This window comes from Bradyrhizobium sp. 35 (assembly GCF_023073215.1).
Lineage (GTDB): Bacteria > Pseudomonadota > Alphaproteobacteria > Rhizobiales > Xanthobacteraceae > Bradyrhizobium > Bradyrhizobium canariense_D.
On record NZ_JADPJC010000053.1, the window covers coordinates 1 to 21,645 of the forward strand.

Sequence of the window (21,645 nt, forward strand, 5' to 3'; positions counted from 1 at the left end):
GACCAGCTCCGACGGTGCGAGCGCTACCGCCAAAACCCGCCGCTCGAAGGGGTCAAAATTGGACGCCGATACGGGGTCAAATTTGAACGCCGATTGACACTCAAGTCGGGTTCAACGCCTGATAGCGCCGAGCCCTTGAGGAGCGCGAAGTTGAATCATTAGATCAGATTGCACTGTTCCTGCAGCCATGAAGCAAGATAGTTCGCTTTCCCAGACAGTTCAGTTTCTCCCGCCCAGATGAGGCCATAGTGGCTTTCGTCCGGATCGAAACCGGCAGGTGCGATGAGCCGCCCTCTATCTACGTCGTCCGTTGCAAGGACCCGCGGGCTGAGGGCAACGCCCAATCCCGCCAATGCTGCTTCGACGATGAGGAAGTGGTGATCGTAGAAGCGTATCTCCGCGGGGCGCCGCACCGACGGGTGGGTGGAAAGCCATCGCGACCAAGCGTCCGCCCGAGTCTTCGAACCTAGGGCGATGTAGTTTCCTGAGGCAAACACCGCTGCGAGCTGAGGGCTCATGACCGGTCCTACCCTTTCAGGAAAAAGGCGCCGGACGTGCCACGCCTCTGGGAGCGCAAAGTCGAGCCGACGTATAGCCAGATCGATCCGATCGCGGCGAAACTCGACGGGGCCGCCGGCGACTGACAGATGTAGAGCGATGTCGGGATGGACGGCCTGAAAGCTTGCAAGCCGTGGAATAAGCCAGCGCATAGCGACTGAAGGCTCGCATGAGAGAACGAGGGAGTTCTGCTGTGCGTTGGCAGCACGCAAGCTCTCAACGGTTGTCGCCAGCTCGGTGAAGAAACGGCCGAGTGTGAGGTTGAGCACTTCTCCAGAGGCAGTGAGACTCAAGCCACGTCCGCTTTTTTCGAAGAGTTTGAAGCCAAGGTCTTCCGACAGTTTGGTGATACGGCGACTCACAGCCCCATGGGTCAAGGCAAGGCTGTTCGCGGCAAGCCGAACCGACCCCAGCCGCGCAGCGGTCTCGAACGCACGCAAGTCGTCCAATGAAGGTATTTCTGATCGCCTCATTGGTGATCTCATATCACCAATGTAGCGCAAAAAATATCGCTTTTTATGTTGAATTTGCTTAGCATAATTGATCCATGCGAACCAATGGCGAATACACAATCGGTATCCTAGCCGACGACCTGACCAGCGCCGCCGATGGGGCCGGTCCGTTTGTCGAGCGCGGTTTGCGAGCCGTTGTCGGCCGACGCCGGCTGCCGCACCAGGAGGCCACGATTGTCGCCGTTGATAGCGGATCTAGATCAGTGCCGGTTTCGCAAGCGGCGCGGCGGCAGTCAGAACTTGCCGAGCAGCTCGCTTCGCGGGTTGTCCTCTACAAGACCGTCGACTCGACTCTTCGCGGGCACGTGACGGCCGAGATGGAAGCGGCCTTCACCGTAAGCGGCCGCAAGATGCTGGTCTTTGCACCTGCGTTCCCTGGCGCTGGGCGTACAACCGTCGACGGCGTTCAGCTTGTGGACGGCATTCCTGTAACGGAGACCGAATACGGTCGCGACCCCGTCCATCCGGCGCGACATTCTCGGCTGGCTGAGCTCGTTCCGGCCTCCATCGGAAGCGTCGTCATCCTTGATGCTGCAACACAGGCCGATCTCGACAAACAAGTTGCGGCCCTGCCGGATCCGGAGTCGATCCTATGGGTGGGCTCTCCGGGCATGGCCCTTGCCCTGGCGAAGCGTCTTGCGCCGCTTGCGGTTGCGTCGGACGTGACCGCCGCGGTTAGTGGGGACATTCTTGTTGCGATCGGCAGCGCCAATCCGCGCAGCCATCGTCAGGCCGACTGCATCGCAATGGAGCCTGGAATCGCTCTGCTGCAGGCTCCGATCGAACGGATGAATGATCCCGGATCCGTCCTGCGCGACATTGCTCAAAATGCGGCTCGACGGCTGGCCGACGAGCGTTTCGATATGGTGATCGCCACAGGCGGGGACACCATGGAGGCGATTCTGGACGGCCTGGACATTTATGAGTTCGAGATCCTGCAAGAGCTCGAGCCAGGCTTTCCGCTTGGCCGCACGTCCCTCGGAGATGGACGAGAGCTGCTGATCGCCATGAAGGCAGGCGGCTTTGGCGACGACGATACGCTGCGTCGTGCGATCACGCGGCTCCGCCTTGGCACCTCGGTATCAGAACTGGTTGTATCATGACCCAATCCGCTCCCCTCGCCGTCACAATGGGCGATGCCTCCGGCATCGGCCCGGAGATCGTGGCGAAGACATTGGCCAAAGCCGGCGAAGGCACGGTCGTATTCGGCAGCTACGTCGTGATGGAGAATATCGTCCATCGTCTGGGTCTCGAGCTGACGGTCAGGCGTATCGCCCGACCTGAAGAGGCGCGCTCTGAGCCGCGGTCCATCGAAGTCGTCGAGGCGACGCAAATCATCGCGCCGCCTCCGCTCGGGAGCGTCAGCGCCATGTCCGGCCAAGCTTCCTTCGATGCCATCGTCGCCGCCGTCGCGGCAGCCAAGGCCGGCAAGGTCAGCGGCATCGTCACCGCACCGATCAACAAGGAAGCGATGGCAAGCGCGGGCATTCGCTATCCCGGGCACACCGAAATCCTCGCCGACTATGGTGGTGCGGAGCGCGTTGCGATGATGCTGGCCAACGATGATATCCGCACGGTTCTCGTCACCATCCACATGTCGCTGCGCAAAGCCATCGACCAAGCGGATTTCGATGCCCAGATGTCGGCGATCCGGCTCGCAAATGAGGGCGGCAAGGCCCTCGGGATCGCGGCGCCGCGCATTGCAGTGGCAGGGCTCAACCCCCATGCCGGCGAAGGTGGTCTCTTCGGCGACGAAGAAATCCAGATCATCCGGCCTGCGATCGAAGCGGCCCGCGCCGAGGGCATCGACGCCAGTGGCCCCTGGCCCGGGGACACTGTCTACATGCAGGCCCGCAAGGGCCGCTTCGATGTGGTCGTGGCCCAATATCACGATCAGGGCCTAATTCCGGTGAAATATCTCGGCCTCGAAAAGGGTGTGAACATCACGCTCGGCCTGCCGTTCGTCCGTACAAGCCCTGATCACGGCACGGCATTCGACATTGCGGGTCGAGGCATCGCCGACACCGGCAGTCTCGAGACCGCGCTGGCTTACGCGCGAAGGCTCGTCGCCGCGCAAATTAAGACCAAAGAAGGGGTAGTCTAATGGGCCTTCGCTTTATCTTCATGCTCACGCGCAACGATCGCACCGTCGGGGACGCCTCTGAACAACTCAAGACCGCCCTGAGGCTTGGCGTTCGCCACATCGGTTTCAAGGACATCGGCCTGCCGATTGATCGACTCAAAGTTCTCAACCGGGTCATCAAGGCAGACGGCGCCACCTCCTATCTCGAAGTCGTCTCACTCGACCGGCAAAGTGAGATCGTTTCGGCGAAAGCGGCGGTTGAAATCGGCGTCAACGTCTTGCTCGGCGGCACACATGTTGACGACGTGTTGCCGATCCTTGCTGGCACCGGCATTCAATACTGCCCCTTCCCGGGTCGCATCACCGGTCATCCGAGCGTGCTCGAAGGGAGCATCGAGGAGATCGTTGAGAGCGCCCAGGCGCTCGCCGTGCGGGAGGGCGTGTATGGCCTCGACCTGCTCGCCTATCGCTCCAAGGAAGACGTCCCGGCCCTCATCAAGGCGGTGTGCGCGGCGGTGCCCAAGCCCGTCTATGTGGCCGGCTCGATTGATACGCCTGAGCGGATCGCCATCCTGAAGGACGCAGGAGCCGCCGGCTTCACTATCGGCACGGCCGCGTTGGACGGCAAGTATCCGGCCGACGACAAGGACGTCGCTCGCCAGCTTGGGGCCATCATCCGTGACGTGGCCGCTCTGAACCGGCATCTCTCGCCGCTCCACAAGAAGAACCTGGCCAGCTCGTTCGGGCAGCTCAAGGAGACTTGGTCTCCGAAGATCGCGGGTCAGATTAACGACATGCAGATCAAGCTCGCCAAGTTCGCGGGCGAGTTCGCCTGGCGCTTTCACAGGAGCGGTGACGAACTCTTCCTGGTGCACAAAGGCCGCCTGCTGATGAAGTTTCGTGATCGGGACGAGATCATCGAGCAAGGCGAGTTCATCGTGGTCCCGCATGGGGTAGAGCATTGCCCTGTCGCGCTGGACGACGTCTGCGAGGTCGTGCTGCTCGAACCCGGCACATCCATGGATGCCGGCACCGCTCACGACCTCGAAGGCTAGACCGTCTGCCTGCGATCGGAGCAAACGCTTGACGCCGTCGACCGGCCTTCGCCGGTCCGGCCTCGATGACCTCAGGACCTGGGAGCAGGACTCCTCCCGCGCCGACTCGGTGAAGACCGGAGTCTGGGAAGCCACGCCTGGCGAGAACCGCTCGATCAAGGGCGAGACCTTTGAGTACTGCCACATCCTTTCCGGCGTGGTGGAGCTGACCGAGGAAGGCAAGGAGCCTCGCATTTTCCGCGCCGGCGACAGCTTTGTGATGAAACCCGGCTATGTCGGCGTATGGAAGACGATCGAGACAGTGCGGAAGATGACTTCGGGCGCCGAAATGGGCTTTGCCGCCGCGCTGGTGCCTTCTCGACGCTCGTGGTTCAGGACATCACTCGTCCCGGTGTCGCCGAGCCAATCGCGACGGTCTGGGTCCATTTTTCTGGGGCATCGAAAAGCGGTCCAGTCTCCGTGGACAAGCAGGTCGCGCCGCCGTTGCGCCGAACTGGGACGATCGCGCTTGAGCAGCTCGTATCGCTCAAGCGCTCAAAAACCCGAACATCTTGCGAAGTCCTAGATGATTTCAGCACATTCTATCGGGCGCCTGATGCGATGAAGGGTTGATCGGAATTTTGCTTCCGCGTTCTTGGCAGCCGAGGTTCGTTGGAACATGTCGCCCCATGTCGAGCGCATTCACAGCGATGAGCGTCTCCCGGCCGAGGCCGATGTCGTCATAGTCGGCGGCGGTATCCTCGGCGCTACGGCCGCCTATTACCTGGCGAAGCGCGGCCTCTCTGTGGCGCTCCTCGAGAAGGGTCACGTCGCCTGTGAACAATCGAGCCGAAACTGGGGTTGGTGCCGGCAGCAGAACCGCGATCGCCGCGAACTGCCACTCTCGGTGATCTCTATGCGGCTGTGGGACGAGCTCACGCGCGATATCAATCGGGACCTCGGATTTCGGCGCTGCGGACTCGTCTATGCGACCCACGACGAGGCTGTGCTCGCCGGCTGGGAAAGGTGGCGCGAGGTCGCCAGGGAGTACGACGTCGACACCCGCGTGCTGAGCCGGGCGGAGGTGGCCGAGCGCGTCCCCGAAGCGCGCGACAAATGGGTCGGCGGGACCTATTCGGCTCGGGACGGCAAGGCCGAACCTGCGCTCGCCGCGCCGGCTATCGCCGAAGGGGCCAGAATTCTGGGCGCCACGATCCACCAGGGATGCGCCGCGCGGGCGCTCGACTTGGCCAATGGCAAGATTGCAGGCGTGCACACGGAGAAGGGCTATATCAGAACCAGCGCGGTGCTTTGCGCCGCCGGCGCCTGGTCCTCGCGCTTCCTTCGGCCGCTCGGGATCAGTTTTCCCCAAGCGAGCATCCGTCAGACCGCGCTGCGTTCCACCCCGACAATCAACATAGGCGAGGCGGTCTCCACACCCTACTGCACGATCACGCGTCGACTGGACGGCAGCTATACGCTTGCGATCAGCGGCAAGGCGAACCTCGAAATCACGCCCCAGGCTATCCGGTACAGCCGGGAATTCATGCCGCAGTTCTTGCGTCGCCTGAAGAACGTCAGGATTGGCGTCGGCCAATCGTTCGTTTCGGGGCCGGATTCAATGACGGCGCTGCTGACCAACGACGATCGGATCTTCGAACAGAATCGCGTGCTGGATCCTCCGCCCTTGAAATGGCTGGTGAGCCAAGTGGTGGCGAGTGTCCGGAAAACCTTCCCCCAACTCGGCGAAATAAAGCTCGGTAGCGCTTGGGGCGGCTTCGTCGATTGCACGCCGGATGCAGTGCCTGTCGTGTCGAAGGTGGACCGGGTGGAAGGCCTCGTCCTCGCAGCGGGCTGCTCGGGTCACGGCTTCGGTTTGGGCCCGGGCCTTGGCTATCTGGCCGCACAGCTTCTCGTCAACGACACTCCTTGCGTCGATCCCGCACCGTTCCGGCTGTCGCGTCTGACCGATGGCTCGAAGCTGGACATCTCGGCCATCTGAAGATCGAGCCGGAAGTCGGGCCTGACGCGTACCGAGCAACGCCAGGTTTGGAGTACTGCGGATGGTTGCGGACGATTTAGAACGGGCTTGAACAGCCTAGTTGGTGCCCCTGGCCGGAATCGAACCAGCACTCCTTGCGGAACTCGATTTTGAGTCGAGCGCGTCTACCAGTTCCGCCACAGGGGCCCTCGGTCGGCCCTAGGCGGGCGTCGCGAAGCCGGCGGACTATAGCCATGGACCAAGCGGGGTCAACCCGCGCCAAAGTGATCCGGGCCGTTCTCGACAGCCGCATGAGCCGGGGTTACAGCCTTGGAAAGCGACCCATCGAAAGGAGGCTGCCGTGACAACCCAGAGTGCCGCAATACCTGCGTTCAAACCGGCGGCCACGACCCCTGCGCTGGCCGCTTCGCTCGCGGTCGCGCTGACGGCAGCCGCGACCATCGCGGGCGCCTGGTTCTTCCAGCTGGTGCTCGGGATTGTGCCCTGTCCGCTCTGCCTGGAGCAGCGCTACGCCTATTACCTCGTGATCCCGCTCGGCCTGCTCATCGCACTCGCGGCGCGGGGCGGTGCGCCGAGACCGCTGCTGCTCGCGGGCCTGGCGATCCTTGCGCTCGCGAGCATCGCCAATGCCGGGCTCGGCACCTATCATTCCGGCGTCGAATGGGGCTTTTGGAAGGGACCGACCGACTGCTCCGGTCCCGTCGTCAATCTCGGCAGCGCCACCGACCTGCTGTCGCGGCTCGACACCGTGAAGGTGGTCCGCTGCGACGAGGTGCAGTGGCGCTTCCTCGGCCTCTCGCTTGCCGGCTACAACGTGCTGATCTCGCTCTTGATGGCTGCGATCGCCGCGTGGGGATTCGTTGCGACGGTGAAGCGCTGAGGCTCAATCATCCACATCGTCCTGCGTCCGGCCGAACAGGTGCACAATGCCCGGCGTCGCGATCGTCACGAAGACGAAGCGCGAGAGGTGATGTGCGCCGACGAAGATCGGATCGATGTGCAGCGTCAGGGCCAGCGCCAGCATGGCGTCCATCGCGCCCGGTGCGTAGGCGACCACGACGTCGGAGAATTTCACCTGCGTGGTGAGCGCCACGATGCCGACGAAGATCGCGGAAACGGCGATGGCGATGGCAAACGAGCCCAGTGCCGCGTTGATGTGGCCGGCGAGCGTCTTGATCCTCATCCGCGCGAAGCGGCTGCCGATCAGGGCGCCGATGCCGACCAGCGCCACGCCGCGTACCCAGTCCGGCAGGCCGCCCTCGACCCAACCGGCGCCATGCAGCACGCTTGAGCCGATCATCGCACCGAACATCCAGCTCGCCGGAAACCTGATCAGCCGCAGGAGGAGTGCCGCGGCCAGCGAGGCCGCGACCAGCTCGACGAGGTCGAGCGGCGAGGCGATCGTCGTCGTCAGCGATGGCGCGACGGAGGGCGCGACGCCGGCGAACGCCAGCACCATCGGCAGGGCCGCGGTGAGGATGATGACGCGCATGGTCTGCACCACCGCGATGCCCGGCAGGTCGGCGCCGCGCTCGACCGCCAAAATCGTGATCTGCGACAGCGCGCCGGGGCTGCCGGCGAGGAAGGCCGAGGTGCGGTCCCAGCCGTGAATGCGCTGGAGATAATAACTGGAGCCGAAGGTCGAGCAGAAGGTCGCGAGCGCGAGCAGCCCGATGGTGAGCGGATAGGCACTGACCTGTTGAAGCAGGTGGCGAGAGACGACTGATCCTAACGAAATGCCGAGCAGCACCAGCACCGTCTGGGTCAGGATCGGCGGCAGCGTCAGCTGGCGACCGGCGATCGCGGCGATCCCTACCGCGATCATGGAGCCCGAGATCAATCCCCCCGGAAGGCCCGCGAGCAGAAACACGAGGCCCCCGGCGGTGCCAATGACGAGCGTTTCCACCGTGCTCAACATCTTGGCACGGCTCGGCCATTCGAACGGCAGGGAGGCGGTGATTTGCTTCACACCACCTTATCGCAAATCAACAAGAGGCGCACAATTGCGGCCACGTCATACCGCAATGCGCGCGCCTCTCGCCGAAGCCGCGAGCAGGGGGGAAGGATTTACTTCTTCTCCGCAGCCGGCGCGGCCATGCCGGCCTTGGCGGTCTTGATGCATTCGGAGCGGAATTTCTTGCGCTCCTTGCCGTGCAGGCCCTTGGCGTCGGCCTGCTTGGAGCATTCGAGCGACTCGGCCGAGTGCTCCTTCGGTGCCTTCTTGTCCATGGGGGCGGCGGTTGTGGTTTTGGTGTCGGTCTTTGCTGCCGGCGCGGCGGTCTGCGCGAAGGCGGTGCCGGTGGCGAGCAGGGAGGCGAGAGCGACGACGGCGAGGCGAGATGTGAGGGTCATGGTGCTGCACTCTTCTTGCGGGAATTGCGAAGGGCGCGAAAGTCGGCTGGCGTTGCTGAACGCGACATGAATAATTGGAACGTGGAGGATCACTATATTTTGGCGGCAGCAGCCATCGCTTCCTTGTCGCGGGCGGGCGGCACGCTAGGATAGCAATCCTCGGTTCACTTCCCTCGGGGGAAGATCAAGGAGGAGACCAAGGATGACCATTCAATCAAAGTTGCTATGTGCAGTTGCGCTGTCGGGCTTTGCCGCGCTGGTGGCAAGTGCGCCGGCGCAGGCGCTGACCTCGCAGGAGTGCAGCGCGAAATACCAGGCCGCCAAGAAGGACGGGTCGCTCGGCACCACGAAGTGGAATGACTTCCGCAAGGCCCAGTGCGGCGCGGACGCGACGCCAGCGGCTGCGCCGACCGCGGCCGCTCCTGCTGCGCCCGCCGCTCCCGCCGAGCCGAAGCAGGCGAAGAAGGAGGCCGCCCCGGCTGCTGCCCCGACCCTGCCGGCCGGCCCCGCGATCTATCCGAACGCGGTCGATCCGAAATACGCCAAGGAGACCCCCGGCAAGGGGCGCCTGCACACCTGCGTCGACCAGTACAACGCCAACAAGGCCACCAACGGCAATGGCGGCATGAAGTGGATCGAGAAGGGCGGCGGCTATTACAGCGAATGCAACAAGAAGCTGAAGGGCGCCGCCTGACGCTTCAAGACGACGCAGAGGCCGGAGCCAAGCTCCGGCCTCTTGCTTTAATCCAGGAGCTTCTCGGCCGATTTTGCCACGAGCTGCGATCGCTTGCGCGGGCCGCGCTCGACGAACAGCAGGCTCTGGCCGAAGATGAAGCAGTAGAACAGGAAGGCCTGCGCTTCGGCTGCCTCGGTATCGAGGCCGGTCGCGCGATAGAGTTCGGCGACGTGCTTCAGCCGCGCGGCGTCCACGTTCGCCACCGCTGCCGCGGCGCCCTCGTCCGAGCGAGCCCATTGCCGGATCGCAAGCTCGATTGCCATCCCGTCCGGATTGAGCCGCTCCGAATAGAGCTGGATCACCGCCCGCAGCCGTTCACGGGGCTCTTGGCCATCGAGACTCGTTTGCTGCGCGATCGCCGTTGAGCGCCCCTCGCGCCAGCGTTCCAGCATGGCACCGAGCAGTGCGGCACGGTCGGCGAAGCGGCGGTAGAAGCCGCCCTTGGTGACGCCCAGATTCTTGGCGAGCACCTCGACCCGAACCCCCTCGACTCCCGATCGGGCGAGCTCGGTGAGCCCTGCCTCGACCCAGACATCGCCTTTGCCGTCACTCATGCAGGCAGCCTCGCCGATTCTTGATACGGTGCCGTATTGCTAACGCGGGAGGAGGTTGATACGCTACCGTATCGACAATCAAAGGCAGAAAAGGCCAGGGAGAATTGCGATGGAGCAGGAGGCGACCTATCGCGGCACGGTCTATCCATGGCAGTGCGATCACGTCGGCCATATGAACATCATGTGGTATGTCGGCAAATTCGACGAGGCCAACTGGAATCTGTTCGCTCGCCTCGGGCTGACGCCGAGTTATCTGCGCGGCTCCGGCCGCGGCATGGCCGCCGTGCAGCAGAACATCACCTATAAGCGCGAGCTGCGCGCCGGCGACATCGTCGAGATCCGCAGCCATCTGCTTGAGATCCGCGACAAATCGATCCGCTTCCGGCACGACATGACCAATGCCGAGACCGGCGAGATCGCCGCGTTCTGCGAGATCACGGGCGTGCACATGGACCGGAGCCAGCGCAAATCGGTGCCGTTCACGGATGCCATCCGCGAGGTGGCCTTGAGGCACCTCGCCGAGAAGGCGGAGGCCTGAGCCATGGCTGCATATGAGCCGAAGAACCCGGGCTATCGCGCGGCTGGCATCGCCATGTTCGACGGCCAGCCGGCGATGCACACGCTCGGTATCGTGATCGTCCGCCTTGCGCCGGGCGAGGCTGAATTAGCCATGCTGCATTCGCCGGCCCTCACACAGCAGAACGGCTTTGTCCACGCCGGCATCATTACCGCAGGCCTCGACAATGCCTGTGGTGTCGCCGCCTTCACCCTGATGCCGCGCGAGGCCGATATCCTCACCGTCGAGTTCAAGACTACGCTGCTCGCGCCGGCACGGGGCGAGCGTTTCGTCTTCAAGGCAGAGGTGGTCAAGCCCGGCCGCACGCTGACCTTTTGCGAGGCCAGGGCGTTTGCCGAGCACGAGGGCAAGGTCACGTTGATCGCCACGATGACCGGCACGCTGATGGCAATGCTGCCCCGCGTTGCCGCTTCCCAAGCGCCGGCCCCGATACCGGCATAGCGTGGCGATGACATCGGCGCCGCGACACTCTATATGACCTGTAACAATTCCCAGTCTCGGACCGTATCCACGGAAATGGGACCGAAATGGAACGAGATATGGCTGGATTCAGGAATAAGAGCCTTGTGCCGACGCGGCGCGCGGCGCTGACGCTGATTGGAGCGGGCGCCCTTGTCGCCGGTGGGATCACCGCGGCGCGGGCGGCAACCGACGAAGACGAGGTGCTGACCGAAGCCAAGGTGCTGCGCGATCCCGACGTTCCCGTGGCCGGCAATCCCGACGGGAATATCAGCATCATCGAATGGTCCGACTATAACTGCCCCTATTGCCGCAAGCTCGAGCCCGAGTTGCGTCAGGTCATCCAGGACGACGGCAAGGTCCGGCTGGTGATGAAGGACTGGCCGATTCTCGGTCCGGTTTCGGTCACGGCCGCGCGGACCGCGCTGGCGGCGAAATTCCAGGACAAATACCACCAGGCCCATGACGCCATGATGGGCGTCAGCTCGCGCCTGACGGAGCCGCGCATCAACGAACTGCTCGCGGCGGCCGGCGTCGACATGGATCGGTTGAAGCGCGATCTCGCCGATCACGCCAAGGACATCGACGCCGTGCTCAAGCGCAACAACGAGCAGGCCGAAGCCTTCGGTTTCCGCGGCACGCCGTCCTTCATCGTCGGCAAATACCGCGTGCCCGGCGTGCTCAGCATGAACGAGTTCGAGCAGGTCATCGCCGACGCCCGCAAGGCCAAGATGAACTGAGCCGAGCGATATTCACCGCGCAATACGAAGGCGCCGCCGCGGACCCGCGACGGCGCCTCATTCATGATACCACATCGTTACTTGGAGGAGATGCGGACCCAGTCCTTGTGCGCGCGATCGCGCAGCGCGTCCCAATCGGCTTTGGCGACATCCCAGTTTACGATGGTGCGATTGGTCGTCGCGACCTCGCCATGAGCAACCGACGACGTCTGCATGGAGTCATAGACATACACGCCGCAGGCAAGCAGCAGCGCGCCCAAAATCATTCCAAGAAACATCCGCATGGCGAAACCTCCGATGACGGGCGATAACGTCGGCCCGGATCGATTGTTCCGCGGCAGTAGGGCGCAGGGAAGGAGAGGTTGTTCATTCTCCATTCAGCCACTGCACCAGCTCCGCGTTGATCTCGCGAGGATAGGTGTGGCTGAGGTCGTCGATCTCGCGATAGGTGACGTCGGCGCCGGCGGCGGCGAGGGCCGCCTGCGTCTGCCGCGCGGTCTGCACCGGAAACATCCAGTCGAGCTTGCCGTGCGCGATGAAGATCGGCAGGCGCTGCAGACGCGCAGCGTCAGCCATTTCGACCCTCAGCGGATGGAAGGTCGCCGACACCGGCGCGAGATGCGTGAAGGGCGAGGCGCCGTCGAGGCCGGTGACATAGCAGAAGGTGCCGCCGTCGCTCATGCCGGTGAGCAGCATGCGCGAGGCGTCGATGGTCCAGCGGCTGCGCACGGTTTCGAGAATGCGCATGAGGTTGGGCGTGTCGGAATCGTCACCCATCAGCGCCCAGGTTGGGCCGGTCGCGGTCGGCGCCACCAGGATCGCACCAAGACTGCGGGCATCGCGCAGCCAGCTCCACAGGAAACCGCGGCCGTTGCCGCTGCCGCCGTGCAACGCCATCACCAGCGGCATGGCGCGATCGGGCGTATAATATTCGGGCACGTAGACCGAAAAGCCACCGCGGCTGCCGGGCTCGTTGTGATCGTGGATGATGCCGGTGTGCGCGTCCGCGCCGGCTTCGAGCCGCGACAACAGGTCGGCATTCTCGCGATTCGCGGCGTTGAGGAAGAAACTGCTGACCGGCGGAAACCGCACGGCCAGCGGATAGAGTGCCTCCTGCGCGCGCGGCACATGACGTAGTGCGCGGAAGACCGCGACGAGGTCGCCATTGCCACGTTCGACCTCGCGCAGGCCGGCAAAGGCGGCGAGCGTCTCGTCGCAGGCACGATCGAGCCGCTCGCGCAGTCCGGTGAACTCCTCCGGCCATTCTCGGATTGCCGCGCGCGCCGTTTGCAACGCCTCGTCGGGAGCGCCAATCGCATTCATCACGGAGCCGAAGGCCGGCGGGTGCAGGTTGCGCTGAAAAAAGGCGAGCGCCTCCAGCGCATTGAGCAGCGGCGGCAGCACGGCCACGATATCGTCAACGACGGCCTCGCTCATCGTCGCTTCCTTGCGTCAGTTCTGATCGTCAGTGCAGCTTCGGCGCCTTCAAGAGCTTGTAGCGATCGGTCGAGGTCACCGTGACGTCGAAGGTGACGCCTTCATGATGTACCGTCAGCGGCACGTCGACGCCGGCAGCGCCGAGGCCCCACAGCTTCTTGTAGAAGCCGGTTTGGCTCGTGACCTTCTCGCCGTCGACCGCGAGGATGACGTCGCCGGTCTTGAGCTCGGCACGGGCGGCGGGACCATTGGCGGAGATCCCGATCACAACCACGCGGTTGTCGATCTCGGTCGAAAACAGTCCGAGCCACGGCCGTGCCGGCTTGTTGACGCGGCCGAATTTGCGCAGATCGTCCAGGATCGGTTTCAACAGGTCGATCGGCACGATCATGTTGACGTGCTCGGCCTTGGCCTCGCGCTCGCGTTCGAGCTGCAGCGAGCCGATGCCGATCAGCTCGCCGCGCTCGTTGAGGAGCGCCGTGCCGCCCCAATTCGGGTGCGCGGGATGGGTGAAGATGGCCTCGTCCAGCAGATATTCCCAGTAGCCGGCGAATTCCTGCTTGGCCACGATCTGGCTCGCGACCGAACGCGTGCGTCCGCCGGCGCCGCCGACCACGACGCGGTCGCCGAGCCGGGTCTCGGCCGAGATCCCGAGCGGCAAGGGGGCGACATCGAGCTGGCCGAGCGCCTGCACCAGGCCAAAGCCGGTGACGGCATCGAAGCCGAGCACATGTCCCTCCACTACGCGCCCGTCTCCGACATGCAGCCACACCGACTCTGCTTCGGTGATGAGGTAGCCGATGGTGAGCACCAGCCCGTCGTCGATCACGACGCCGTTGCCGGCGCGTTCAGTCCCCAGTGTCTCGGCGCTGAAGGCGTCCGGCGGGATGATGGCATGCAGGCCGACGACGGAGGCGAGCGCGCGGTCGAGATCGAAACCGTAATCGCTCGCACGCGGCTGATTGGCCGGTGGCACTCTCCATTCGGTCAGGGCGGGCATGGAGTTCTCCTGGCTGAGAGCATCGCTCCGCCGATTAGCGGAACGACGCGCGAAGCACGGATAATTTAGGCCGGAGGAGGCCGTCTTGAAAGCCTCGTTCCCCAACTATTCCCGAGGCACCGGATGAAATCTTTGAAAGGCGCGGGAAGGCTTGATGCACGGTCGGTCGAGCGGGCCTCCGGCATTGGCCGCATGGCTGCTGTCCGGCGAGGTGCTAGGCGCGGTACAATGAAGCTGCTAACCATTGCCGCTTCGTTTGACCGAGGGATCACGGGGCCGAAGCATGGACAACCGCAGCGACATCTGGCGTGGCATCGACACGATCAAGGCACGTTTCATCGACCTCAGCGACAAGGTCTGGGGCATGCCCGAAGTCTGCTACACCGAGGCGCGATCCGCCGCCGAGCATCTCGCCGAGTTGCGTCATCAGGGTTTCCGCATCACCGAGCAGGTCGCGGGCATTCCGACCGCGGTGATGGGCGAATGGGGCGAGGGCGGACCGGTCATTGCCTTCATGGGGGAATATGACGCGCTCCCGGGCCTGAGCCAGGAGGCCGGCGTCGCGGAGCATCGTCCGGTCGAGACTGGCGGCCACGGCCATGGCTGCGGTCACAATCTGCTGGGTTCCGCAGCTCTCCTCGCCGCGACGGCGGTGAAGGACTGGCTTGCCGAGAACAAGGTGCCGGGCCGCGTGCGCTATTACGGCTGCCCCGCGGAGGAGGGCGGCGCGGCAAAAGCCTTCATGGTGCGCTCCGGTGCATTCGAAGACGCCGACATCGCCATCACCTGGCATCCGCACAGCTTCTGGGAAGTCGCGGTGACGCCGTCACTCGCCAACACCCGCGCCGATTTCATCTTCACCGGCCGTACCTCGCATGCGGCGGCCTCGCCGCATCTCGGCCGCTCCGCGCTCGACGCCGTGGAGCTGATGAATGTCGGCGTGAACTATATGCGCGAGCACATGCCGAGCGACGCGCGCGTGCACTACGCGCTGCTCGACACCGGCGGCATCGCCCCGAACGTGGTGCAGGCGCATGCGCGCGTGCGCTATTCGATCCGCGCCCGTGATCTGCCCGGCATGAACGAGCTGGTCGGACGCGTGAGCAAGATCGCGGACGGCGCGGCGCTGATGACCGAGACCAAGGTCGAGATGAAGATCATCTCCGCGGTCTCCAACATCCTGCCGAACACGCCGCTGGAGCAGGCGCTGCATCGGGTCATGGAAGAGCTCGGACCGCCGCATTTCGACGACGTAGACAAGGGCTTTGCCACGGAGATCCGCGCAACGCTGAGCGACAAGGACATCGAGTCGGTCTATTACGCGATCGGCATGGAGCCGACCGACCGGCCGCTGGCTGACTTCCTGGTGCCACTGGATGCCAAGCGCAATCCGCTGGTCGGCTCGACCGACGTCGGCGACGTGAGCTGGGTGGTGCCGACCGTGCAGGTCCACGCACCCACGGTTGCAATCGGTACGCCCTTCCACACCTGGCAGGTGGTCGCGCAGGGCAAGAGCGCGCATGCGCACAAGGCCATGGTGCAGGCCGCCAAGGCGATGGCCGGCATCGGTATCAAGGCGCTGACGGACCCGGAGCTGATCAAGGCTGCCACGGCTGACCTCCAGAAGCGGACAGCCAAGACGCCTTACGTCTGTCCGCTGCCAGACCACGTCGCGCCGCCGCTCGACATGTCCGTGGCGTAGAATTTCGCCTCGATACTTCGTCTGATGCGGCGATCAAATTTTCTGCAGTGCAGCGCGGAATTCAGCGTGTTTTGATGCTGGATTGCCGATCGGATGGGCTGCGGAATATGGTTTTGCCCAACAGACAGTCAGAAGACCGTTTGCATACACACGGTCGCAGTTGACGCGCACCCCATTCGGTGTGCCATCTACCGCCAGCCAAGCCCGGTGGTCGCCTCGCGCGACCGCCTGCATCCATACGGGAACCAGACGGGGACAACCATGCTGGATAAACAACTGCGTTCGATGATCGGTGACGTGAAGGACGGGCGGATGGATCGCCGCGGCTTCATTCAGCGTCTTGCCGCCGTGGGTCTCACCGCGCCTTTGGCCAACCAGATTCTCGCCCTTGGCGGCGTCGCCATGGCCGAGGGCGCCTCGACCTACAAGCCGACCAAGCGCGGCGGCGGTGGCGCGCTCAAGCTGCTGTGGTGGCAGGGGCCGACCCTGCTCAATCCGCATTTCGCCACCGGCACCAAGGACCAGGACGGCGCGCGTCTGTTCTACGAGCCGCTCGCCTGTTGGGATCCCGACGGCAACATGAAGCTGGTCCTGGCCGCCGAAATTCCCTCGATCCAGAACGGTGGCCTCGCCGCCGACGGCAAGTCGGTGACCTGGAAACTCAAGCCCGGCGTCAAATGGCATGACGGCACGCCGTTCACGGCCGACGACGTCGTCTTCAACTGGGAATATGCCAAGGATCCGGCGACCTCCGCACTGACCATCGCGACGCTCCGCGACATCACCGTCGAGAAGGTGGACGACCTCACGGTCCGCATCCTGTTCAACAAGCCGACGCCGTTCTGGGCCGACGCTTTTGTCGGGGCTCCCAATACCATCATCCCGAAACATCTGTTCAAGGACTATATGGGGTCCAAGTCGCGGGAGGCGCCGACCAACCTCTCGCCGGTCGGTACCGGCCCCTACAAGTTCGTCGAGTTCAAGCCGGGCGATCTTGTCCGCGGCGTGATCAATCCCGATTATCACATGGCCAACCGCCCCTATTTCGATTCGATCGAGATGAAGGGCGGCGGCGACGCCGTCTCTGCCGCGCGCGCGGTGATCCAGACTGGCGAATATGATTTCGGCTGGAACATTCAGGTCGAGGACGACGTGCTGCTGCGCCTGGAGAAGGGCGGCAAGGGAAAAACCGTCTACGCCGTCGGCGGCGACACCGAATTCATCGCGCTGAACTTCACCGATCCCAACACCGAGGTCGATGGCGAACGCTCCTCGATAAAGACCAAGCACCCGCTGTTTTCTGATCCAGCGGTGCGCAAGGCGCTCTCGCTGCTGATCGATCGCGAATCGGTCAAGAAGGCCATCTACGGCCGCGCCGGCCGCACCACCGCCAACTTCCTCAACGGGCCCGAAAAATTCGTGTCCAAGAACACCTCGTGGGAGTTCAGCGTCGAGAAGGCCTCGAAGATCCTCGACGACGCCGGCTGGAAGCCGGGCGCCGACGGCATCCGCGAGAAGGACGGCAAGAAGCTGAAGCTCCTCTACCAGACCGCGATCAACGGGCCGCGCCAGAAGACGCAGGCCATCGTCAAGCAGGCCTGCCAGAAGGCGGGTATCGACGTCGAGCTGAAATCGGTCGTCGCCTCCGTGTTCTTCTCCTCCGACGTCGGCAATCCCGACACCTATTCCAAGTTCTACGCCGACATGGAGATGTTCCAGATCCCGCTGAGCCAGCCCGATCCGTCGCAGCACATGCGTCGTTACCTTTCGAACCTCGTCGCCACCAAGGAGAACAAGTGGCAGGGCACCAACTTCCCGCGCTGGGTCAACAAGGAGTACGACGCGACCATCCTGGCCGCCGACGGCGAAATGGATCCGGTCAAGCGCGCGGCGCTCTACATCAAGGCCAATGATCTCATGTACCACGACATCGTTTTCATCCCGGTGCAGCACCGTCTGAAGGTCGAGGCGGCCGCCAACAATCTGCGCCCGGTCGTTTCCGGCTGGGCCAACGAGACCGACAATTTGTTCGACTGGTACCGCGAAGAATGATCACGCACGCCTAGAGCGGTCCTTCTTCATGAGCCAGTATGTCCTGCGTCGCCTCCTGATCGCGATTCCGAGCCTGCTCGGAATTTCGCTCGTGCTGTTCGTCGTGCTCGCACTCGCCCCGGGCGATCCCTTCTCCGAGCTAGCGACCAATCCGAACGTGCCGCCCGAAGTCGCTCTCGCGCTTCGGGCGAAGTTCGGCCTCGACGATCCGATCTACCTTCGTTACCTGCACTGGCTCAACGCCATGCTGCACGGCGACTGGGGTTTCTCCTTCGTCAGCCGGATGAACGTGGACACGCTCATTCTCCAGCGACTGCCAACGACGCTGTACGTGATCGGCTCGGCGCAGATCCTTGCGCTCCTGATCGCGATCCCGGTCGGGGTCTACGCCGCGACGAAACCTTATTCGCTGTTCGACCAGGTCGCCAACACGCTCGCCTTTGTCGGCTTCTCGCTGCCGACCTTCTTCACCGGCATCCTGTTCATCCTGATCTTCTCGGTCACGCTGGACTGGCTGCCTTTCGTCTACACGACCGACATCAAGGGCACGGGGATTCACTGGGTGCTGGAGATGATCCGTCAGGCGATCATGCCGGTGGCGGTGCTCGGCCTGTTCCAGGCTGCGTCGATGACGCGTTTCGTGCGCTCGGCGATGCTCGACGTGATCCGGCTCGACTACGTCACCACCGCGCGCGCCAAGGGCATCGGCCAGAGGCGGGTGATCATCAAGCATGTGATGCGCAACGCGATGATCCCGGTCGTCACGTTGATTGCGTTGCAAATCCCGGCGGTGTTCGGCGGCGCCATCGTCACCGAGCAGATCTTCCGCATCCCCGGCATCGGCTCGCTGCTGATCTCCTCCATCCTTTCCAACGACACGCCGGTGGTGATGGCCGTCACCTTCGTCTTTGCGTGCCTGGTCGTGCTGTTCAATCTCATCGCGGACGTTCTTTATGGCTGGCTTGACCCTCGCATCTCCCTCCGCTGAGCGGCGCGTCTACTCGCCCTGGCGCGAGACGTGGCGGCGCTATAGCCGCCACAAGCTTGCCGTGGTCAGCGCGTTCCTGCTCCTCGTTCTGATCCTGGCGGTGGTGGTCGGCCCCTTTATCTGGCGGGTCAAGATCGACGACATCGACATCGTGGCGGGCATGCAGGGGCCGTCGCTGGCCCATCCCTTTGGCACCGACGATCTCGGGCAGGATATCCTCGCCCGCATGATCTATGGCGGGCGCATCTCGCTCGCGGTCGGTCTCGCCGCGATGCTGGTCTCGGTCTTTGTCGGTGTGCTGATCGGCGCGCTCGCCGGCATGTCGCGCGGCGCGCTCGGCCATGGGCTGATGTGGCTCACCGATCTCTTTTTGTCGCTGCCGCAATTGCCCCTGCTGCTGCTGCTGATCTATCTCTTCCGCGACGGGCTGAAGGCAGCGTTCGGCCCCGAGGGCGGCATTTTCATCCTGATCGTGCTCGTGATCGGTGGCTTGCGCTGGATGCCGGTCGCCCGCCTCGTTCGCGCCCAGTTCCTGTCGATCCGCGAGAAGGAATTCGTCGAAGCCGCGCGCGCTCTCGGAGCCAGCCCGGTACGGCAGGTGGTGCGCCATATCCTGCCCAATGCGCTCGGTCCGGTGATCATCGCCGGCACCATCGACGTGGCCGCAGCCATCATCGCGGAATCGACGCTGTCCTTCCTCGGCCTCGGCTTCCCGCCGGATACGCCGACCTGGGGCCGGCTGCTTTATGACGCGAAAGACTTTCTCGACATCGGCCCGCACTGGGCGCTGTTCCCGGGCGGCGCGATCTTCATCGCAGTGGTCGCCATCAATTTTATCGGCGACGGCCTGCGTGACGCGCTCGATGCGCGGCGGGTGATCTGATGGCGCCGCTGCTCGAGATCAAGGGACTGAAAACCCACTTCTCCACCGACGACGGCATCCTCCAGGCGGTCGACGGTGTCGACATCTCCATCAACCGCGGCGAGACGCTCTGCGTCGTCGGCGAATCCGGTTGCGGCAAGACCGTCACCGCGATGTCGATCCTGAAGCTGATCGCGATGCCGCCGGGCCGCATCGCGGCAGGCGAGATCATCTTCGAGGGCCGCGATCTCGTGCCGCTGACGAGCAGTCAGCTCGACGAGATCCGCGCCAAGGAGATCGGCTTCATCTTCCAGGAGCCGATGACCTCGCTCAATCCGGTGCTGACCATCGGCGAGCAGATCGCCGAAAGCCTGCGCCGCCATGAGAATGTCACCAGGAAACAGGCGCTCGATCGCACCATCGAGATGCTCAAGCTGGTGCAGATTCCCAACGCCGAAGGCCGCGTGCACAACTATCCGCATCAGTTCTCCGGCGGCATGCGCCAGCGTGTGATGATCGCGATGGCTCTCGCCTGCAAGCCGAAACTGATCATCGCCGACGAGCCCACCACGGCCCTCGACGTCACTATTCAGGCGCAGATCCTCGACCTGCTCCAGGACATGAAGGAACGCTTCGGCATGGCGGTGATGCTGATCACCCATGCCATGGGCGTCGTCGCCGAGACCGCGCAACGCGTCGTCGTGATGTATGCCGGCAAGGTGGTGGAGGAGGCGCCCGTCGACGACCTCTTTGGCAATCCCGGCCATCCCTATACCCAGGGACTGATCCGCTCGATCCCGCGCATCGATCTCGCCAGCGAGCACAAGGTGCGGCTGGAGGCGATCGGCGGCTCGGTGCCGATCCTGATCAATCCGCCGGTCGGCTGCCGCTTCGCTCCGCGCTGCCGCCACGCCATGAGCGTCTGCACCGAGAGGGAGCCGCTGCTGCGCGAGATCGCGCCCGGCCACCGTATGGCCTGTCATCTGGGAGATACGCAGTTGGGAGGCGCAGCATGACCGAGCCCCTGCTCCGCGTCAGCAGCCTGAAGAAATATTTTCCCGTGCATGGCGGCCTGTTGTCGCGCCAGGTCGGCAGCGTTTATGCCGTCGATGGGGTCTCGTTCTCGGTCAACCGCGGCGAGACGCTCGGCCTCGTCGGCGAATCCGGCTGCGGAAAGTCGACGACGGGACGCTGCGTGCTGCGCCTGATCGAACCGACCGACGGCGAGGTCGTGTTCGACGGTCAGGATGTCCGCCAGCTCGGCGGCAACGATTTGCGCGCGATGCGGCGGAACATGCAGCTTGTGTTCCAGGACCCGTTCGCCTCCCTCAATCCGCGCATGACGGTCGGCGCCATCCTCGGCGAAGCCCTCGTCATCCATAAGCTCGGCTCATCCGCCAAGGAGCGTGAGGATCGCGTCGCGAGCCTGCTGGTGAAGGTCGGGCTCAAGGCCGAGCACATGCGCCGCTATCCGCATGAATTCTCCGGCGGTCAGCGCCAGCGCATCGTGATCGCGCGTGCGCTCGCGGTCGAGCCGAAACTGATCGTCTGCGACGAACCGGTGTCTGCGCTCGACGTCTCGATCCAGGCGCAGGTCATCAACTTGCTGGAAGATCTCCAGGCGGAGCTGAACCTCACCTATCTCTTCGTTGCGCACGATTTGTCGGTGGTCGAGCACATCTCCGACCGGGTCGCGGTGATGTATCTTGGCCGTATCGTCGAGCTCGCCAAGGCCAGCGACCTCTACCGCAATCCGCAGCATCCCTACACGAGGGCGCTGTTATCGGCGGTGCCGGTGCCCGATCCCAAGCTCAAGCGCGAGCGCATCCGCCTCAAGGGCGACGTTCCGAGCCCGATGAAGCCGCCGTCGGGCTGCCACTTCCACACCCGCTGTCCTATCGCCCAGCCGCGTTGCGCGGAAAGCGCACCGGAGCTGAAGGAGGGAGCAGGCGGGCACTTTGTGGCGTGCCATCTCGCCTGACGCCGGGAAAAGCGGA

22 protein-coding genes, 1 tRNA gene and 2 pseudogenes are annotated in these 21,645 nt (G+C 64.0%); 17 read left to right on the forward strand and 8 right to left on the reverse strand.

Annotated elements, in window-relative coordinates; all coding sequences use genetic code 11:
• Positions 1 to 97 (forward strand): annotated as a pseudogene (locus IVB36_RS40390) (IS21-like element helper ATPase IstB); the annotation flags it as partial.
• Between the two features lie 61 nt (positions 98 to 158).
• On the opposite strand, the gene IVB36_RS10295 reads toward IVB36_RS40390, so the two are convergent.
• Entirely contained in the window at positions 159 to 1,130 is a 972-nt protein-coding gene (locus IVB36_RS10295) for a LysR family transcriptional regulator (RefSeq protein ID WP_240543311.1), read from the reverse strand.
• On the opposite strand from IVB36_RS10295, the gene IVB36_RS10300 reads away from it, so the two are divergent.
• The 5 genes and pseudogenes from IVB36_RS10300 to IVB36_RS10325 all read left to right on the forward strand — a co-directional run bounded on the left by IVB36_RS10300 (position 1,106) and on the right by IVB36_RS10325 (position 6,189).
• A complete protein-coding gene (locus IVB36_RS10300; protein ID WP_026232484.1) occupies positions 1,106 to 2,173 on the forward strand; it encodes a four-carbon acid sugar kinase family protein in 1,068 nt (355 codons plus the stop codon). The two genes, IVB36_RS10295 and IVB36_RS10300, sit on opposite strands and share 25 nt — an antisense overlap.
• Complete coding sequence (pdxA, locus tag IVB36_RS10305) at positions 2,170 to 3,174, forward strand: 4-hydroxythreonine-4-phosphate dehydrogenase PdxA (RefSeq protein WP_026232485.1); 1,005 nt, start codon at positions 2,170 to 2,172, stop codon at positions 3,172 to 3,174. Before IVB36_RS10300 ends, pdxA begins: the two co-directional genes overlap by 4 nt.
• A complete protein-coding gene (locus IVB36_RS40395; protein WP_345946341.1) occupies positions 3,174 to 4,208 on the forward strand; it encodes a cupin domain-containing protein in 1,035 nt (344 codons plus the stop codon). Before pdxA ends, IVB36_RS40395 begins: the two co-directional genes overlap by 1 nt.
• A 73-nt stretch (positions 4,209 to 4,281) precedes the next feature.
• Positions 4,282 to 4,521: pseudogene (locus tag IVB36_RS10320) on the forward strand (cupin domain-containing protein); the annotation flags it as partial.
• A gap of 345 nt (positions 4,522 to 4,866) precedes the next feature.
• Positions 4,867 to 6,189 (forward strand): FAD-binding oxidoreductase, encoded by a 1,323-nt coding sequence (locus IVB36_RS10325; protein ID WP_018453207.1) that lies wholly within the window; start codon positions 4,867 to 4,869, stop codon positions 6,187 to 6,189.
• Positions 6,190 to 6,290: 101 nt separating this feature from the next.
• Here IVB36_RS10325 and IVB36_RS10330 read toward each other — a convergent pair.
• A tRNA-Leu gene (locus IVB36_RS10330) sits at positions 6,291 to 6,375 on the reverse strand.
• Positions 6,376 to 6,529: 154 nt separating this feature from the next.
• Here IVB36_RS10330 and IVB36_RS10335 point away from each other — a divergent pair.
• A complete protein-coding gene (locus tag IVB36_RS10335) occupies positions 6,530 to 7,069 on the forward strand; it encodes a disulfide bond formation protein B (RefSeq protein WP_018453208.1) in 540 nt (179 codons plus the stop codon).
• Positions 7,070 to 7,072: 3 nt separating this feature from the next.
• Here IVB36_RS10335 and IVB36_RS10340 read toward each other — a convergent pair whose 3' ends face one another.
• Positions 7,073 to 8,158 carry an AbrB family transcriptional regulator gene (locus IVB36_RS10340; RefSeq protein ID WP_085350767.1) on the reverse strand — a complete coding sequence of 362 codons (1,086 nt, stop codon included), beginning with the start codon at positions 8,156 to 8,158 and terminating at the stop codon, positions 7,073 to 7,075.
• Positions 8,159 to 8,256: 98 nt separating this feature from the next.
• The gene (locus IVB36_RS10345; protein WP_018453210.1) at positions 8,257 to 8,541 is read right to left on the reverse strand and encodes a PsiF family protein; all 285 of its coding nucleotides are present in this window, start codon (positions 8,539 to 8,541) and stop codon (positions 8,257 to 8,259) included.
• A gap of 202 nt (positions 8,542 to 8,743) precedes the next feature.
• Between IVB36_RS10345 and IVB36_RS10350 the strand changes: the two genes are divergently transcribed.
• Complete coding sequence (locus IVB36_RS10350; protein WP_085361101.1) at positions 8,744 to 9,235, forward strand: hypothetical protein; 492 nt, start codon at positions 8,744 to 8,746, stop codon at positions 9,233 to 9,235.
• Positions 9,236 to 9,282: 47 nt separating this feature from the next.
• Here the strand turns inward: IVB36_RS10350 and IVB36_RS10355 are convergent, their stop codons facing one another.
• Positions 9,283 to 9,831 (reverse strand): TetR/AcrR family transcriptional regulator, encoded by a 549-nt coding sequence (locus IVB36_RS10355; RefSeq protein WP_018453212.1) that lies wholly within the window; start codon positions 9,829 to 9,831, stop codon positions 9,283 to 9,285.
• Positions 9,832 to 9,940: 109 nt separating this feature from the next.
• Between IVB36_RS10355 and IVB36_RS10360 the strand changes: the two genes are divergently transcribed.
• The 3 genes from IVB36_RS10360 to IVB36_RS10370 all read left to right on the forward strand — a co-directional run bounded on the left by IVB36_RS10360 (position 9,941) and on the right by IVB36_RS10370 (position 11,607).
• Positions 9,941 to 10,369 carry an acyl-CoA thioesterase gene (locus IVB36_RS10360; protein WP_018453213.1) on the forward strand — a complete coding sequence of 143 codons (429 nt, stop codon included), beginning with the start codon at positions 9,941 to 9,943 and terminating at the stop codon, positions 10,367 to 10,369.
• Positions 10,370 to 10,372: 3 nt separating this feature from the next.
• Positions 10,373 to 10,849, forward strand: coding sequence for a PaaI family thioesterase (locus tag IVB36_RS10365; protein WP_018453214.1), 477 nt, complete (start codon positions 10,373 to 10,375; stop codon positions 10,847 to 10,849).
• A 98-nt stretch (positions 10,850 to 10,947) separates the two neighbouring features.
• Positions 10,948 to 11,607 (forward strand): DsbA family protein, encoded by a 660-nt coding sequence (locus IVB36_RS10370; RefSeq protein WP_026232486.1) that lies wholly within the window; start codon positions 10,948 to 10,950, stop codon positions 11,605 to 11,607.
• A gap of 77 nt (positions 11,608 to 11,684) precedes the next feature.
• Here the strand turns inward: IVB36_RS10370 and IVB36_RS10375 are convergent, their stop codons facing one another.
• The 3 genes from IVB36_RS10375 to IVB36_RS10385 all read right to left on the reverse strand — a co-directional run bounded on the left by IVB36_RS10375 (position 11,685) and on the right by IVB36_RS10385 (position 14,044).
• The gene (locus tag IVB36_RS10375; protein ID WP_018453216.1) at positions 11,685 to 11,891 is read right to left on the reverse strand and encodes a hypothetical protein; all 207 of its coding nucleotides are present in this window, start codon (positions 11,889 to 11,891) and stop codon (positions 11,685 to 11,687) included.
• A gap of 82 nt (positions 11,892 to 11,973) precedes the next feature.
• On the reverse strand, positions 11,974 to 13,044 hold the full coding sequence (locus IVB36_RS10380) for a phospholipase (RefSeq protein ID WP_018453217.1): 1,071 nt from the start codon (positions 13,042 to 13,044) through the stop codon (positions 11,974 to 11,976).
• 28 nt (positions 13,045 to 13,072) lie between these two features.
• Positions 13,073 to 14,044, reverse strand: a complete 972-nt coding sequence (locus IVB36_RS10385; RefSeq protein WP_018453218.1) for a S1C family serine protease — start codon at positions 14,042 to 14,044, stop codon at positions 13,073 to 13,075.
• Between the two features lie 283 nt (positions 14,045 to 14,327).
• Here IVB36_RS10385 and IVB36_RS10390 point away from each other — a divergent pair, with 283 nt between their 5' ends.
• The 6 genes from IVB36_RS10390 (at position 14,328) to IVB36_RS10415 (ending at position 21,629) form a co-directional block, all read left to right on the forward strand.
• Positions 14,328 to 15,746 (forward strand): M20 family metallopeptidase, encoded by a 1,419-nt coding sequence (locus IVB36_RS10390; protein WP_018453219.1) that lies wholly within the window; start codon positions 14,328 to 14,330, stop codon positions 15,744 to 15,746.
• Between the two features lie 261 nt (positions 15,747 to 16,007).
• The gene (locus IVB36_RS10395; protein WP_026232487.1) at positions 16,008 to 17,798 is read left to right on the forward strand and encodes a peptide ABC transporter substrate-binding protein; all 1,791 of its coding nucleotides are present in this window, start codon (positions 16,008 to 16,010) and stop codon (positions 17,796 to 17,798) included.
• 28 nt (positions 17,799 to 17,826) lie between these two features.
• Complete coding sequence (locus IVB36_RS10400) at positions 17,827 to 18,786, forward strand: ABC transporter permease (protein WP_007597394.1); 960 nt, start codon at positions 17,827 to 17,829, stop codon at positions 18,784 to 18,786.
• A complete protein-coding gene (locus IVB36_RS10405; RefSeq protein ID WP_007597392.1) occupies positions 18,752 to 19,669 on the forward strand; it encodes an ABC transporter permease subunit in 918 nt (305 codons plus the stop codon). The genes IVB36_RS10400 and IVB36_RS10405 overlap by 35 nt, the downstream gene beginning before the upstream one ends.
• Positions 19,669 to 20,664, forward strand: coding sequence for an ABC transporter ATP-binding protein (locus tag IVB36_RS10410; RefSeq protein WP_085350758.1), 996 nt, complete (start codon positions 19,669 to 19,671; stop codon positions 20,662 to 20,664). The genes IVB36_RS10405 and IVB36_RS10410 overlap by 1 nt, the downstream gene beginning before the upstream one ends.
• Entirely contained in the window at positions 20,661 to 21,629 is a 969-nt protein-coding gene (locus IVB36_RS10415; RefSeq protein WP_247391468.1) for a dipeptide ABC transporter ATP-binding protein, read from the forward strand. Before IVB36_RS10410 ends, IVB36_RS10415 begins: the two co-directional genes overlap by 4 nt.
• The last annotated feature ends 16 nt before the right edge of the window (positions 21,630 to 21,645 follow it).